This is a genomic window from Aliiglaciecola sp. CAU 1673, from assembly GCF_029223185.1.
Lineage (GTDB): Bacteria > Pseudomonadota > Gammaproteobacteria > Enterobacterales > Alteromonadaceae > Bowmanella.
Genome location: NZ_JARHUG010000017.1, coordinates 54,328 through 69,479, shown reverse-complemented (window position 1 = coordinate 69,479; position 15,152 = coordinate 54,328). Strand labels below are relative to the sequence as shown.

16 protein-coding genes are annotated in these 15,152 nt (G+C 50.2%); 14 read left to right on the top strand and 2 right to left on the bottom strand.

Annotation, left to right across the window (positions count from 1 at the left end):
• Window positions 1–242: 242 nt before the first annotated feature.
• From mnmG to P2G88_RS15765, 13 genes are all read left to right on the top strand, one after another.
• Entirely contained in the window at window positions 243–2,132 is a 1,890-nt protein-coding gene (gene mnmG, locus P2G88_RS15825) for a tRNA uridine-5-carboxymethylaminomethyl(34) synthesis enzyme MnmG (protein ID WP_275797684.1), read from the top strand.
• Window positions 2,132–2,770 carry a 16S rRNA (guanine(527)-N(7))-methyltransferase RsmG gene (gene rsmG / locus P2G88_RS15820; protein ID WP_275797682.1) on the top strand — a complete coding sequence of 213 codons (639 nt, stop codon included), beginning with the start codon at window positions 2,132–2,134 and terminating at the stop codon, window positions 2,768–2,770. Before mnmG ends, rsmG begins: the two co-directional genes overlap by 1 nt.
• 91 nt (window positions 2,771–2,861) lie before the next feature.
• Entirely contained in the window at window positions 2,862–3,653 is a 792-nt protein-coding gene (locus P2G88_RS15815; protein WP_275797680.1) for a ParA family protein, read from the top strand.
• A 99-nt stretch (window positions 3,654–3,752) separates the two neighbouring features.
• On the top strand, window positions 3,753–4,625 hold the full coding sequence (locus P2G88_RS15810; protein WP_275797679.1) for a ParB/RepB/Spo0J family partition protein: 873 nt from the start codon (window positions 3,753–3,755) through the stop codon (window positions 4,623–4,625).
• Between the two features lie 112 nt (window positions 4,626–4,737).
• Window positions 4,738–5,118, top strand: a complete 381-nt coding sequence (locus P2G88_RS15805) for an ATP synthase subunit I (RefSeq protein WP_275797677.1) — start codon at window positions 4,738–4,740, stop codon at window positions 5,116–5,118.
• Window positions 5,119–5,155: 37 nt separating this feature from the next.
• Window positions 5,156–5,989, top strand: coding sequence for a F0F1 ATP synthase subunit A (atpB, locus tag P2G88_RS15800; protein WP_275797675.1), 834 nt, complete (start codon window positions 5,156–5,158; stop codon window positions 5,987–5,989).
• 62 nt (window positions 5,990–6,051) lie between these two features.
• Window positions 6,052–6,273 (top strand): F0F1 ATP synthase subunit C, encoded by a 222-nt coding sequence (gene atpE, locus P2G88_RS15795; protein ID WP_026376053.1) that lies wholly within the window; start codon window positions 6,052–6,054, stop codon window positions 6,271–6,273.
• 43 nt (window positions 6,274–6,316) lie between these two features.
• On the top strand, window positions 6,317–6,787 hold the full coding sequence (gene atpF, locus P2G88_RS15790) for a F0F1 ATP synthase subunit B (RefSeq protein WP_275797671.1): 471 nt from the start codon (window positions 6,317–6,319) through the stop codon (window positions 6,785–6,787).
• 14 nt (window positions 6,788–6,801) lie between these two features.
• On the top strand, window positions 6,802–7,335 hold the full coding sequence (gene atpH / locus P2G88_RS15785) for a F0F1 ATP synthase subunit delta (protein ID WP_275797669.1): 534 nt from the start codon (window positions 6,802–6,804) through the stop codon (window positions 7,333–7,335).
• A gap of 13 nt (window positions 7,336–7,348) precedes the next feature.
• Window positions 7,349–8,890 (top strand): F0F1 ATP synthase subunit alpha, encoded by a 1,542-nt coding sequence (gene atpA, locus P2G88_RS15780; protein ID WP_275797667.1) that lies wholly within the window; start codon window positions 7,349–7,351, stop codon window positions 8,888–8,890.
• A gap of 51 nt (window positions 8,891–8,941) precedes the next feature.
• The gene (gene atpG, locus P2G88_RS15775) at window positions 8,942–9,802 is read left to right on the top strand and encodes a F0F1 ATP synthase subunit gamma (RefSeq protein WP_275797665.1); all 861 of its coding nucleotides are present in this window, start codon (window positions 8,942–8,944) and stop codon (window positions 9,800–9,802) included.
• A 29-nt stretch (window positions 9,803–9,831) separates the two neighbouring features.
• The gene (gene atpD, locus P2G88_RS15770; protein WP_275797663.1) at window positions 9,832–11,217 is read left to right on the top strand and encodes a F0F1 ATP synthase subunit beta; all 1,386 of its coding nucleotides are present in this window, start codon (window positions 9,832–9,834) and stop codon (window positions 11,215–11,217) included.
• Between the two features lie 47 nt (window positions 11,218–11,264).
• The gene (locus P2G88_RS15765) at window positions 11,265–11,681 is read left to right on the top strand and encodes a F0F1 ATP synthase subunit epsilon (protein WP_275797661.1); all 417 of its coding nucleotides are present in this window, start codon (window positions 11,265–11,267) and stop codon (window positions 11,679–11,681) included.
• A gap of 109 nt (window positions 11,682–11,790) precedes the next feature.
• Here the strand turns inward: P2G88_RS15765 and P2G88_RS15760 are convergent, their stop codons facing one another.
• On the bottom strand, window positions 11,791–12,204 hold the full coding sequence (locus P2G88_RS15760; RefSeq protein WP_275797659.1) for a helix-turn-helix domain-containing protein: 414 nt from the start codon (window positions 12,202–12,204) through the stop codon (window positions 11,791–11,793).
• Window positions 12,205–12,312: 108 nt separating this feature from the next.
• Between P2G88_RS15760 and P2G88_RS15755 the strand changes: the two genes are divergently transcribed.
• Entirely contained in the window at window positions 12,313–12,756 is a 444-nt protein-coding gene (locus P2G88_RS15755) for a DUF2798 domain-containing protein (protein WP_275797657.1), read from the top strand.
• 73 nt (window positions 12,757–12,829) lie between these two features.
• On the opposite strand, the gene P2G88_RS15750 is transcribed toward P2G88_RS15755, so the two are convergent.
• Entirely contained in the window at window positions 12,830–15,145 is a 2,316-nt protein-coding gene (locus P2G88_RS15750; RefSeq protein ID WP_275797655.1) for an immune inhibitor A domain-containing protein, read from the bottom strand.
• Window positions 15,146–15,152 lie beyond the last annotated feature (7 nt).

The following is a 15,152-nucleotide window of genomic DNA, read 5'->3' as shown; positions in this document are numbered from 1 at the left end:
AACCTTTATTCACATCAAAAGATCCTGTTTAACCATTTGTTTTAAAAGGACTTTTAATGCTTATCCACGGATCATCTCGATCCTAATAGTAAAAATAATAAAGATCTAAGATCAAGAGATCTAATTGATCTTACTTCCGATCCTTAGGATCAAGGTAGATCTGCTGATGGAATTTTAACCATTCCGTTTAACCTCGAAACTCTATAGAATATGCGCCCCTAATTATCAGGCTCGAGGTTGAGATGTTTTACACTGAGAAGTTCGATGTCATCGTTATCGGCGGTGGTCATGCCGGCACTGAAGCTGCGTTGGCCAGTGCTCGCATGGGTGTAAAAACGCTGCTGTTGACTCATAACATCGAAACCCTTGGGCAAATGTCTTGTAATCCGGCCATTGGTGGGATCGGTAAAGGCCACCTGGTAAAAGAGATCGATGCCTTGGGTGGAGCCATGGCACTGGCTACCGATCGCGCCGGGATCCAATTCAGAACCCTCAACTCCAGCAAAGGTCCTGCAGTAAGAGCCACGCGCGCTCAAGCCGATCGCAGTCTATATCGCAGTGCCGTCCGTGCTGTGCTGGAGAATCAGCCGAATCTGACGCTGTTTCAGCAATCCTGTGATGATTTGATCGTTGAACAGGATCGCGTGGTGGGTGTCGTCACCCAAATGGGTCTTAAATTCCGAGCTGATGCGGTAGTGCTCACTGTTGGGACTTTCCTTGGTGGTGTTATCCATATTGGTCTGCAAAACTATCAAGGCGGTCGTGCTGGCGATCCACCGGCCAATGCGCTATCAAAGCGGCTTCGCGCACTCCCCTTCAGAGTAGGACGCCTGAAAACCGGTACCCCGGCACGTTTGGATGCCAGAACGCTGGATTTCTCGCAAATGCAGGAACAGCCAGGTGATGATCCACTGCCAGTATTTTCCTACCTGGGCAAAGTGGAAGATCATCCGCGTCAGATCCCTTGTTACATAACTCACACCAATGAGCGCACCCACGAGATCATCCGTCAAAACCTGCATCAATCGCCGATGTATGCTGGGGTTATTGAGGGGATTGGGCCTAGGTATTGCCCCTCAATTGAAGACAAGATCGTGCGCTTTGCTGATAAGATCTCTCATCAGATCTTTGTTGAGCCAGAGGGACTTAACAGCATTGAAATCTACCCAAATGGCATCTCCACCAGTCTGCCTTTCGACGTTCAATGGCAGTTGATTCGCTCCATTAAAGGATTTGAGAACGCCCATATTGTGCGTCCTGGTTACGCTATCGAGTATGACTTCTTCGATCCCAGAGATCTGAAGACATCCCTGGAAACAAAGCATATTCAAGGACTGTTTTTTGCGGGTCAGATCAATGGCACCACAGGGTATGAAGAAGCCGGTGCTCAGGGCCTGATTGCGGGCATGAACGCTGCACTGCAGGTACAAGGTAAAGAGACCTGGACTCCACGTCGTGATGAAGCCTATGTGGGGGTATTGATCGACGATCTGACCACCATGGGTACCCAGGAACCCTACCGCATGTTTACCAGTCGCGCCGAATACCGCTTGCTGTTGCGTGAAGACAATGCCGATATGCGTCTGACTGCCAAAGGCCGGGAATTGGGGCTGGTGGATGAAGTTCGTTGGACAGTGTTCAATACCAAGATGGAGTCCATTGAGCAGGAGCGTCAGCGTCTGCGCAGTCAGTGGATCCATCCCGGCCATGCTGCAGTACCAGCGCTAAATACTTTGCTGAAAAACCCCATATCCCGTGAACATAGCTTAGAAGAGCTGATCCGTCGTCCGGAAATGACTTATGATCAATTGGTATCGATTGAAGATCTGGGTCCCGGACTGGCCGATCCGCTGGCTGCTGAGCAGGTAGAAATTCAAATAAAGTACGCCGGCTATATCGAGCGTCAGCACGAAGAGATTGCCCGTGCACAGCGTAATGAGAATACGCTGTTACCTGCGGATCTGGATTACCGCCAAATTTCCGGTCTCTCCAACGAGGTGATCGCCAAACTTAACGATGCCAAACCGCAAACCCTTGGACAGGCCTCCAGGATCTCGGGGATCACACCGGCGGCTGTATCGTTATTGCTGGTTTACTTAAAGAAACAAGGTTTAGTGAGAAAATCTGCCTGATGATCCAACCTGATCCTATGCTGTTGGCCAGTTTACAAAAGCAACTGGCCCAAATGCCCTTGTCTGTTGATGATGCCAAAGCAGCCAAACTGGTGGCCTTGGTGCAGTTTATTCACAAATGGAACAAGGCGTATAACCTAACGTCGGTGCGCGACCCTAATGAAATGCTGGTAAAGCATATTCTCGACTCCATTGTGGTGGCTCCCTACTTACTGAAGAAACGTTATATCGACGTGGGTACGGGTCCAGGATTGCCGGGTTTACCCCTGGCTATCATGTTGCCTGATACCGAGTTTGTGCTTTTGGATAGCCTTGGCAAACGCATCCGTTTTATTAAACAGGCCTGCCATGAGTTGGGAATCGAAAACGTAGAAGCGGTCCAGGCCAGAGTGGAGGACTACCAAGGCCAAGCCCCCTTTGATGGAGTGCTAAGTCGTGCTTTTGCCAGCCTAAAAGATATGTTGCACTGGTGTCAGCATCTGGTAGATTCTGAGGGAGCCTTTCTGGCGCTTAAGGGCCAGTTTCCTGCCGAAGAATTGGATCATATCGGCGGTGATTTTCGCTGTGAGTCGGTAACTCCTCTGGAAGTACCGGGGTTGCAAGCCGAGCGGCATCTGGTCACACTTTACAAGAACTGATGTTTTTTCTTTGTTTGGCGAGCACGCCAGCAACAAAGAATATTCGATATTTTAAGGCGCCAACGGTCGCCACTGCATAACGAGTAGCATTGTGGGAAAGATCATTGCCATCGCGAATCAAAAAGGCGGTGTGGGTAAAACCACTACCGCTGTTAACGTGGCTGCCTCTATGGCTGCGACGCGCCGCAAGGTATTGTTAATTGACCTCGATCCACAGGGCAATGCCACCATGGGCAGCGGTGTGGATAAGTTTGAGGTGGATTCCACCTGCTACGAGCTCCTCATTGAAGACAAGCCGGTGGAAGATGTCATTGTTAAGGAAACCAGCGGTAAATATCATTTGATTGCAGCCAACGGTGACGTCACGGCTGCTGAAATCAAGCTGATGGAGCTTTTCGCCCGGGAAGTCCGTTTACGCAATGCCTTAAAGCCGGTACGCGATTATTACGATTATATTTTTATCGATTGTCCGCCGTCTTTGAATCAGCTGACGGTCAATGCCATGGCCGCTGCCGATTCAGTGCTGGTCCCTATGCAATGCGAATATTTCGCCCTGGAAGGGTTAACTGCGCTGATGGACACGATTCGTAAGCTGGCTTCTGTGGTTAACCCGGATCTAAAGATTGAGGGTGTCTTACGTACCATGTATGACCCACGTAATCGTCTCGCCAATGACGTGTCCGAACAGCTAAAACGGCATTTTGGTGAGCAGGTATACCGCACTGTGATCCCCCGTAACGTGCGTCTGGCTGAGGCTCCCAGTTTCGGTATTCCGGCCATGTACTATGAAAAATCATCTACTGGCGCAAAAGCCTATCTGGCCCTGGCGGGTGAAATCCTGCGTCGTAAAGACAAGGAAACCAAGGTAGCTAAAGCCAGTTAACATCATCAAGCGTCAATTGAATTGATCCTGCGGGTTCTAAATCGAAGCAGGATAGGTAGAATGCGCAGCCGTTAAAGGCACTAGAGGATTGAAAACAGCATGTCGACCAAAAAAAGAGGATTAGGGCGGGGTCTCGATGCCCTGCTGGCAACCAGTCAACATGCAAGGCAGGACAGAGCCCCTGGTGAGGATATAACCAGAGGTGAGTTGCAAAAACTGCCGGTTGAGTTCCTGCAACCTGGTAAATATCAGCCCCGCAAAGACATGTCTCCGGAGGCGCTGGAAGACCTCGCTTCTTCTATCCGCGCGCAAGGCATTATTCAGCCTATCGTGGTGCGTAAAGTTGCTGAAAACAAATACGAGATCATCGCCGGTGAGCGTCGTTGGCGTGCCTCGCAAATGGCCCATTTGGATGTGGTGCCCTGCCTGATTAAAGATGTACCTGACGAAGCTGCAGTGGCCATTGCCCTGATTGAAAACATTCAGCGTGAAGATCTGAATGCGATGGAAGAAGCTCAGGCCCTGCAACGTCTGTTAACCGAATTTGAACTGACCCATCAGGAAGTCGCCGAGGCTGTGGGTAAATCCCGCGCCACCGTGACCAATCTGCTACGACTGAATCACCTCAACGATGACGTGAAGCTATTGCTCGAATATGGTGATATCGAGATGGGGCATGCCAGAGCCTTGCTAGCTTTGGAAGGTGATAGCCAGAACGAGGCAGCCCGTACTGTGGTAGCTAAGGGCATGACCGTCAGAGATACCGAGAAGCTGGTTAAGAAATATCTCGAGCCTACCCCGGCAAAATCACCGGTAAAGCTAGATCCGGATATCAAACGTCTGGAAAGCAAACTTTCCGAAAATCTTGGCGCCGTGGTCACTATAGCCCATACCCCGAAGGGCAAAGGAAAGCTGGTGATCAATTACAGCAGCCTGGATGAACTGGATGGTATCTTGGCTCGTATCAAATAACCGAAATACCGCGTCATTTCAGGGCATCCGTGCGCTTAGTTGTTGAATAATTGCGGCGAAACAGTATAATTTTGGCGCTTTTTGTAAGAGTTTGAACTTAACGGGGAATTTGGTGGCATCAAGCTTGGCCGCAACCGGCAGGAATCTGGCCAGAAAAGCGATAGCCATACAATGCCTGACCGCCTGTGTACTGGGCCTGATGGTGGCAATATTGATGGGCGGCGAAAGCGGACTTTCCGTTTTCGTTGGGGGTGTTGTAAGTATTCTCCCCAATACCGTATTTGCCCTTCTTGCTTTCAGATATGCAGGGGCGAGTCACAACCAGCAGGTGGTTCGCAGTTTCAGTCAAGGGTCGAAGTTCAAACTGGCATTAACGATTTTTCTCTTTGTCGCGGCGTTTCAATGGCCTGAGTTACAGGTCCTGCCCATGTTCGGCGGTTTTATCGCGACAACGATATCTCAGTGGTTTGCGCTGATTAAAGCAACACACTGATTAAAAAGATTTTTTTAAAACTTAACTGGGTTAACCAATGGCATCTGAAATTACCAGCACTGAATATATCAGGCACCACTTAACCAACGCGGCAATGTGTAATACCGAAAACGGTATAGCTTTCAACAAAGCCTGTAGTGAGGCCGGCTTCTGGGTATGGCACATCGATACACTGGCCTGGTCCATCGGCCTTGGCTTTTTGTTCCTGATGCTGTTCCGTAGCGTTGCCAAGAAAGCCACTACTGGCGTTCCCGGCAAAATGCAGGCTTTCGTTGAGATGGTGGTGGATTTTGTTGACTCTAACGTCAAAGACACTTTCCACGGCAAAAATAAGCTGATTGCCCCACTGGCGCTGACCATTTTTGTCTGGGTGTTCCTGATGAACCTGATGGACTTGGTGCCTGTGGATTTGCTGCCTTGGATTGCAGGTCAGATCGGCGCAACCGGTTTTGGTATGGACCCTCATGACGTATACATGAAAGTGGTACCTACCACCGACCTAAATATGACATTCGCCCTGGCTTTCGGTGTATTTTTCCTGATTATTTTCTATTCCATCAAGGTCAAAGGCTTTGGTGGCTTTATGAAAGAACTGACTTTCCAGCCGTTCAATCACTGGGCCTTTATTCCGGTTAACTTTATCCTGGAATTCGTAACCCTGATCGCCAAGCCTATGTCACTGGCGCTGCGTTTGTTCGGTAACCTCTACGCCGGTGAATTGATCTTTATCCTCATCGCCATGCTGGGCCTGTGGCAGCTGCCACTGCACTTCCCATGGGCGGTATTCCATATTCTGGTCATTGTTTTGCAGGCCTTTATCTTCATGATGCTCACTATTGTGTATTTGAGCATGGCCCACGAAGACCATTAAACGTATTAGAGATTCGTTTCTAATTTTTTGAACCTTAACTTAACTAAAAATCGGAGATATACATGTTATACATCGCTGTTGCTCTACTGATCGGTATGGGTGCTCTGGGTACTGCTATCGGCTTCGGTCTGCTGGGTGGTAAGTTCCTTGAGTCTGCTGCTCGTCAACCTGAGCTGGCTCCTCAACTGCAAGTTAAAATGTTTATCGTTGCAGGTCTGATCGATGCGATCGCCATGATCGGTGTTGGTATCGCCCTGTACCTGTTGTTCGCTGTTGGTGCCTAATTTATCCACATTTGTCGCGAACAACTAACGAGGAGGAGCGGTCGTGAATATTAACGCCACTCTAATAGGTCAGCTGATTGCCTTCGCCGTATTCGTGCTGTTCTGCATGAAGTACGTGTGGCCACCATTGATGGCGGCTATCGAAGAGCGCCAGAAGAAAATAGCCGATGGGCTGGCCGCTTCTGAGCGGGCCGAAAAAGACCTGCAGATTGCTCAGGAAAAAGCCACTGAACAACTGAAGGAAGCTAAGCACCAAGCAGCCGAGATTATCGAGCAGGCTAAAAAGCGTGCCGCACAGATCGTCGAACAAGAGACGGAACGTGCCCACGAGGAGCGCAACAAGATTGTTGCTTCCGGCCAAGCCGAGATCGACGCTGAGCGCAATCGCGCCAAAGAGGAACTGCGTAAGCAGGTTGCCACTCTGGCTGTTGCCGGTGCCGAGAAGATACTAGCGCGTCAAATCGACGCAGCGGCGCAAAGTGACATAGTTGAAAAACTGGTCGCCGAACTTTAAGGGGTATTGAGCTTATGTCTGAACTGACAACCATTGCTCGCCCCTACGCCAAGGCTGCTTTCGATGTCGCGGTCGAAAACAAGGCGGTGGACAAATTCCAGCAAATGCTGGCATTTGCCGCCGCTGTTGCCGCTGATGAAACGATGAAAGAACTGCTGTCCGGAGCCATGGCCCCGGAAAGCCTTGCTGACATATTCATCAAAGTGTGCGGTGAACAACTCGACCAGCACGGTCAGAACCTGATTAAGGTGATGGCCGAGAACAGACGCTTGAACACGCTTCCTGAAGTGTTGGCTATGTTTAACCAGCTGAAAGCTGAATTCGACAAGGAAATAGACGTAGATGTCACTTCCGCTGTTGAGCTTAGCGACAAGCAACAAGCCGACCTCAGCGCGTCTCTTGAAAAACGTCTTGCACGAAAAGTTAAGCTGAATTGTAACGTGGACCCTGCACTGGTCGCCGGCGTCATCATTAAAGCCGGTGACACTGTTATCGATGGTTCCATCAGAAGCAAATTGAACCGTCTAGCCGACGCGTTGCAAGCATAACGGGGAAAAGAGCATGCAATTGAATTCCACTGAAATTGCAGAACTGATCAAAAAACGCATTGAACAGTTCGAAGTAGTAAGTGAAGCGCGTAATGAAGGTACTATCGTTGGTGTAACCGACGGTATTATCCGTATCCATGGCCTTGCCGATGTAATGCAAGGCGAAATGATCGAGCTTCCTGGCAATCGTTTTGCCATCGCATTGAACCTGGAGCGCGACTCCGTAGGTGCGGTAGTGATGGGTCCTTACACTGACCTGCAGGAAGGTTTAAAGGTTAAATCTACCGGCCGTATCCTGGAAGTACCTGTAGGTCGAAACTTGCTGGGCCGCGTGGTTAACACCCTGGGTGAGCCAATCGACGGTAAAGGTTCTATCGAAGCCGAAGGTTTCGAGCCGGTTGAAAAAATCGCCCCTGGCGTAATTGAGCGTCAATCGGTCGATCAGCCAGTACAGACTGGTTATAAGTCTATCGACGCCATGATCCCCGTTGGCCGCGGCCAGCGTGAGCTGATCATCGGTGACCGTCAGACCGGTAAGACCGCTCTGGCCGTTGACACCATCATCAACCAGAAAGGCACCGGTATTAAGTGTATTTACGTTGCAGTAGGCCAGAAGGCTTCTACTATCGCCAACGTAGTACGCAAGCTGGAAGAGCACGGCGCCCTGGCCCACACCATCATAGTAGCGGCATCTGCCTCTGAATCTGCAGCACTGCAGTTCCTGGCACCCTACTCCGGTTGTACCATGGGTGAATACTTCCGTGACCGCGGTGAAGATGCCCTGATCATTTATGATGACCTGTCTAAGCAGGCCGTTGCTTATCGTCAGATTTCTTTGCTGTTGCGTCGTCCACCGGGTCGTGAAGCCTATCCTGGTGACGTATTCTATCTGCACAGCCGTCTGCTGGAGCGTGCTTCTCGTGTTAACGCTAACTACGTTGAGAAGTTCACCAAGGGTGAAGTGAAAGGTAAGACCGGTTCTTTGACCGCACTGCCAATCATCGAAACCCAAGCCGGTGACGTTTCTGCTTTCGTACCTACCAACGTGATCTCTATCACCGATGGTCAGATTTTCCTGGAAACCAACCTGTTCAACGCCGGTATTCGACCTGCTGTGAACGCCGGTATCTCGGTTTCTCGTGTAGGTGGTGCGGCACAGACCAAGATCATCAAGAAGCTGGGTGGCGGTATCCGTCTGGCCTTGGCGCAGTACCGCGAACTGGCGGCCTTCTCTCAGTTTGCTTCAGATCTTGACGAAGCCACTCGCTCTCAGCTGGAGCACGGTGAGCGCGTTACCGAGCTGATGAAGCAGAAGCAATACAGCCCACTGTCCGTAGCCAATATGGCTTTGTCGCTGTTTGCCGTTGAGAAGCGCTACCTCAAAGACGTGGAACTGAACAAGGTGCTGGATTTCGAATCTGCCCTGCACGCCTTTATGGCCAGCGAATACGCCGAGCTGATGAACACTATCAACAGTACCGGTAACTACAACGACGAGATCGAAGCAAAACTGAAAGAAGCCCTGGAGAAGTTCAAGGCTACGCAGACTTGGTAATCGTAGGATGCGCCTCTGGCGCATCCATCGTTGAGTAATCGGGAGAGTGTCATGGCCGGTGGTAAAGAGATAAAAGGTAAGATCGGGAGTATCAAAAATACTCAGAAGATCACCAGCGCAATGGAAATGGTTGCCGCCTCCAAAATGAAGAAGGCGCAAGACCGTATGGCTTCAAGCCGTCCATACGCTGAAAACATGCGAAATGTGATCGGTCACCTTGCCAACGCCAAACTGGAATACCGCCATCCTTATCTGGAAGAGCGGGACGTCAAGGCAGTGGGCTATATCGTCATTTCCACGGACCGCGGCTTGTGTGGTGGTTTGAACACCAACGAGTTCAAGGCCGTGGTAAAAGACGCTAAAGCCTGGCAGCAAAAGGGCGCGCAAGTGAGCTTTGCTGCATTGGGCTCTAAAGCCTGTGCCTTCTTCAACCGCTTCGGTGGTGAAGTATTGGCGGCGGAATCGGGTATCGGTGATGCCCCCAGCGTTAAAGACGTGATTGGCCTGGTAAAGGTCATGTTAAACGCCTACGACGATGGCAAGATCGACCGCCTGTTTTTGGTATTCAACAACTTCGTGAATACCATGAGTCAGGTGCCGAAGATCGAACAATTGCTGCCTTTGCCAAAGTCTGACGACAAACAATACAAGCACCGTTGGGATTATTTGTACGAGCCGGATCCAAAGCCGATTTTGGATATGCTGCTGGTACGTTATGTGGAATCCCAGGTATATCAGGGTGTAGTTGAAAACTCGGCCTCAGAACAGGCCGCGCGAATGGTTGCCATGAAGGCGGCGACAGATAACGCCGGCAACCTGATCGACGAGCTGCAACTGGTATACAACAAGGCCCGTCAGGCGGCGATCACGCAGGAAATCAGCGAGATTGTCGGCGGCGCCGCGGCCGTGTAGGCAAAGGTTTAAAATCAAGAGGACAAATTATGAGTCAAGGTAAGGTCGTCCAAATTATCGGCGCCGTTGTGGATATCGAGTTTCCACAAACTGCGGTGCCAAAGGTTTACGATGCACTGAAAGTTACCTCTGGTGACCTGCAGGGCCTGACGCTGGAAGTCCAGCAGCAGCTCGGCGGCGGTGTAGTTCGTACCATCGCAATGGGAACCACTGACGGTCTGCGTCGTGGCACCCCAGTAGAAAGTACCGGTAATCCTATTACTGTCCCAGTAGGTAAAGCTACCCTGGGTCGTATTATGGATGTATTGGGCAACCCCATCGATGAGGCTGGTCCTATCGGTGAAGAAGAGCGCATGTCTATCCACCGCGCTGCCCCTAGCTACGAAGAGCAGTCCAGCGCCGTTGAGCTGCTGGAAACCGGCATCAAGGTTATCGACCTGGTATGCCCCTTCGCCAAGGGTGGTAAGGTTGGTCTGTTCGGTGGTGCCGGTGTAGGCAAGACCGTAAACATGATGGAACTGATCCGTAACATCGCTATCGAACACAGCGGCTACTCTGTATTCGCCGGTGTAGGTGAGCGTACCCGTGAAGGTAACGACTTCTACCACGAGATGAACGACTCCAACGTATTGGACAAAGTATCTCTGGTATATGGACAGATGAACGAGCCACCAGGGAACCGTCTGCGCGTAGCGTTGACCGGTCTGACCATGGCCGAGAAGTTCCGTGATGAAGGTCGTGACGTACTGTTCTTCGTTGATAACATCTATCGTTACACTCTGGCCGGAACCGAAGTTTCCGCCCTGTTGGGTCGTATGCCTTCTGCGGTAGGTTATCAGCCTACATTGGCTGAAGAGATGGGTGTGCTGCAGGAACGTATCACGTCTACCAAGACTGGCTCTATCACGTCTATCCAGGCCGTATACGTACCTGCGGATGACTTGACTGACCCGTCACCAGCCACCACCTTCGCCCACTTGGATGCGACCGTGGTACTGAGCCGTGATATCGCCGCCCTGGGTATCTACCCTGCGGTTGACCCGCTGGATTCCACCTCTCGTCAGTTGGACCCACTGGTAATCGGTCAGGAGCACTACGACACAGCCCGTGGCGTACAGACTGTTCTGCAGCGCTATAAAGAGCTGAAAGACATCATCGCCATCCTGGGTATGGACGAACTGTCTGAAGAAGACAAGCAGGTAGTAAGCCGTGCTCGTAAGATCCAGCGCTTCCTGTCTCAGCCTTTCTTCGTTGCTGAAGTATTTACCGGTTCTCCAGGTAAGTATGTGTCTCTGAAAGACACTATCAGCGGCTTTAAAGGCATTCTGGAAGGTGAATACGATCACCTGCCGGAGCAGGCTTTCTACATGGTGGGTTCTATCGACGAAGCCATCGAAAAGGCCAAGCGCAAGTAAGCTGAAGCCGCCGGGCGACCGGCGGCCTCCAACTGATAGGAGATGAAATGGCTGCTATGACTGTACATCTCGATGTGGTGAGTGCCGAGGAGAAGATTTTCTCCGGTCGGGTTGAAACCATCCAGGTAACGGGCAGTGAGGGTGAGCTGGGTATCCATCCCGGACACGCGCCTCTGCTGACAACACTGAAGCCCGGTATGGTACGCTTGGTCAAGCAACATGGTCATGAAGAGCTGATTTATATCGCCGGTGGCGTATTAGAGGTTCAGCCTGGTAATGTGACTGTGTTGGCCGACGTAGCGGTTCGCGCCGCAGACCTCGACGAACAGGCTGCTATGGAAGCCAAGCGTCGCGCCGAAGAGCATATTGCCAATCCGGGTACGGATTTCGATTATGCCGAAGCTGCCGCTGAACTGGCCGAAGCTATTGCCCAGCTGAGACTGATCAAAAACCTGCGTAAGTAAGGTTTACCGAATAAAAAAACCCCGCATAGCGGGGTTTTTTTATTCTCAATACCAGGGTTAGGGACATAGCTACATACATAAAAATCTACCCACCACTAGTATATATTCTTCACTGTTGGCTGAGATTCTGGGTCATGGCCAGGGCAACCTCATTAAACATTTCGATCTGCTCTGTTGTTAAAGACAACTGCATCCTTTGAATTATGTCATTTTCGATAACCAACATTCGGCTCAACGTTTGTTGACCAAACTCGGTCAATTTTATGAATTTGCTTCTTGTATCCTCAGGATTCGGCACTGTGTGGATATAACCTTTCTCCGTCATTTCCCTGACCAAACGGGCAATTTGCCCTTTATCTCTCTCCAATTGCTCGGAAATATAGGCAGCGGTGCAATTATCCCTTCTATGGATAACATGCAGTGTCTGAATTTCCATCGGCACAATGTCTATGCCTGCTGCCTTAACCGCTTTTAAGGTGGCTGACTTAAATTTGAACGTTAGCGCCAGAAACGTATCCGGCATGTCATTGTACAATTTATCCTCTCCTTAATGTTGATATTGTCAACTATAAAATGTAGCATGCGCCAAATCAAACGTTGATAATATCAACTAAAGTCGTTTGGGGTATGCATGAAATTGGTTAAAAAGTTGATGGTACTTATCCCTTTAGTGTTGGTTCTGATAGGTATTCTGACCTTTGCCATGACCTATAAAAACATCGGCTTTTCAGACAGATTTTTTGAGCAATGGCTGACTTCGACTGTATGGTCCGCCGCCACTATGGCCCCTCTGGGTTTTTTGATGATTGCTATTGTCAGTAAGCTGGTCTCCATCTCTTTACCTTCGGCTAGTGAATTCATGCAAAACACCACCATCGGCGTGTTGATGGCGGTCATTATGGAAGCCGCTATGGCTTTAGTTACCACTGTTAATAATGTTGGAATGGCCTCATTGACGGAGCTGATGGGTCACTGGTGGCCAGCCTTCATAGTTGCCTTGCCGGTTGGTCTGTTGATTTCAGTTTTCATGTCTCTTGTAATCAAGCCGAGGCTGGAGCGTTTTCTGGAAAGCTAAGGACCACAAAGAAAAAACCCCGCAATAGCGGGGTTTATTATTTAGAACGTACAGGTGTAATTAGCAGGTTATATCACTTCACCGGTGATACCTGTACCTGCATAAAGTTACCCTGAGCACTAATACTCTTCACCCGAATTTGCGTGCCAGTGTGAGGATTAATCACACCGGACGTGGGTGTCTGAGGATTCCAGTACTGAATATTATCGTTGAATACCGGAACAGCACTCTGGCTGGGGTGCCACGAAGGCTGGCTAAGATAGTGCAGCTCTAATGCTTCCGTCGCGTCCAGTCCAAAGGTAGAGTCATAAGACTGAATTCTTGAACGCCAGGGAGCACCATCTGCCCGGAACATGGTTTCGGGATGGGCATCCACAGGCAGAATTAAGCCTGAGCCGGGATGTGCACTGGTGCTGTTGTCTTCTTCAGAGGTATCCCAGTAGCTGATCAGCAGTCCGTCCTGATAAGAGAAATGCTCTACCCAATTGCCCAACGCGGGATTGTCCAGGAAGCCGAAGTTATAAGGACCGGTGCGCAGACTGTCATCGAAGCCCCGATAGTTCCTGAACTCGGCTACATAGGCATTGAAGTGATAGCTGGTGCTGGTGCCATCCGTGCGGGTGAAGCCGGAATACGCCCATCCCATAGGTGTCTCAGCATCCTCAAGCGCTTGACCACTGACGTGAATGTCGTCGACTTGTAAGCCGGGATTTACCACAAAACCGTCTGTAACGTAGCGGAATCCTAACAGCACGTTACCACTAAAGGCTGATAAGTCTGCGTTTAGTTGTGTCCAACCACCGGAGTTGCCGGTTAATCCGTTACCCAGGTTTTGACCATTAGGATCGCTGTTGGTCGAGAGGTTATTTGCCAACGTTGTCCAGGTAGCTCCGCCATCGGTCGATATTACCAAATAGGCATAATCCCAGTCGGTTTCAATATCGAAATTTACCCAGGTGCTGATGCTGGCGTTAGCCGGCAAGAAGAAATCCTTGGCCATGCTATTGTCCAGATTGTTGCCCTGGCCACTGTACCAGAAGTACTGACCGGAGTATGCCGTGCCGACCTGCACAACTTTTTCCTTGTCGGGCAGTAAGACAAACAGGGCCTGCGCTTGTTTGGTGTTAGCGGTAGCCGGTCCCAACTTATGTTCTGACTTTTGACCCGCCTGGGCTACCTCGTAATTTAACCAGCCAAGTTGGAATTTCTCCCAGGCACCCATATGGGTGGGTTTGGTACCGATACCATTTTCCGGATTGCCGTCATTGCCGTACGAGCCAGATGACATCAGGGTCCAAAATGCGGTGGAATTCTCGCAAGCTGAACCACACACATTACCTGAAGTGTCATAGAGGTCGGGTAAGCCCAGATCGTGTGCATACTCATGGGCAAAAACGCCGACAGCACCATTTTCAGGCTCAACTGTGTAGTCACCTATCCAGTATTTTGAATTTCCCACACGGGTGCCGCCAAACAGCACTTGGTTGCCGTTATCTAAAACCGGCCCTCCAGCACCAATAGGGGTTAGCTGTACATACCATCTATGACTCCAAATCGCGTCACTGCCTTGGGCGCCACCGCCGGTCTCTTGTCCCTCACCAGCATGCACTGCCTGGAAGTGATCTATATAACCGTCCGGCTCATCGAAATTGCCGTCGCCGTCATAATCGTATCTGTCCCAAACATCAAATTGGCTAAGGTAATCGTCGATCTCGGCGGCCGTCATGCCAGCGTTCAGTTGGGCCTGATACCAAGCGTTGACTGAATCACGAACAAACCACCAGGTAGTTTGACAAACGATGCCACCACAATAATCACGGCCGTAATGGGCTGCCCTATATGGCACCTGAACCCAATCTGTGATTTCTCCATTAACCGTATAACGATTGGCAGAAAGTTCGATATAGAAATTGCGCATTGAGATAGCGCCGGGTGCTTCGGAAAAAAGTAATTCTTCGTAATGTGCTTTGCTGAAATCTTCGACCCAAATAGTAGAGTTATCTACATTACGATCAGGCTCAGGGATTTTATTATGCATGGGGCCTGGAAGTCCGCCTTGCAAGATGCCAAAGGGTGAGTCAAGTTGGCCAAATTCGCCTAAAACAGTCCAAATAGATTCTTCACCTTCCCGCTCAAGCTCAACAAATTGGCCTTTAGCTACTTGGTGTACTTTGCCCTTGGCTTTTCCTTGGGCTATCACTTGTTTTAAAGCTTCCTGTCGTTTCGCTCGACGCTTTTCTTCCAGTGGATGCGGTAAATCATCTTTAAACTTTTGCTTATTGTCTGCTTTGTCATGTGGGGGAGCTGCCAAGGCCGGTGAGAGTGGCTGCAGTGCCATAGTCAAAGCACCGGCTACCATGCCGATAGCCAATTTTGTTCTAAGTTTCATAAAAACC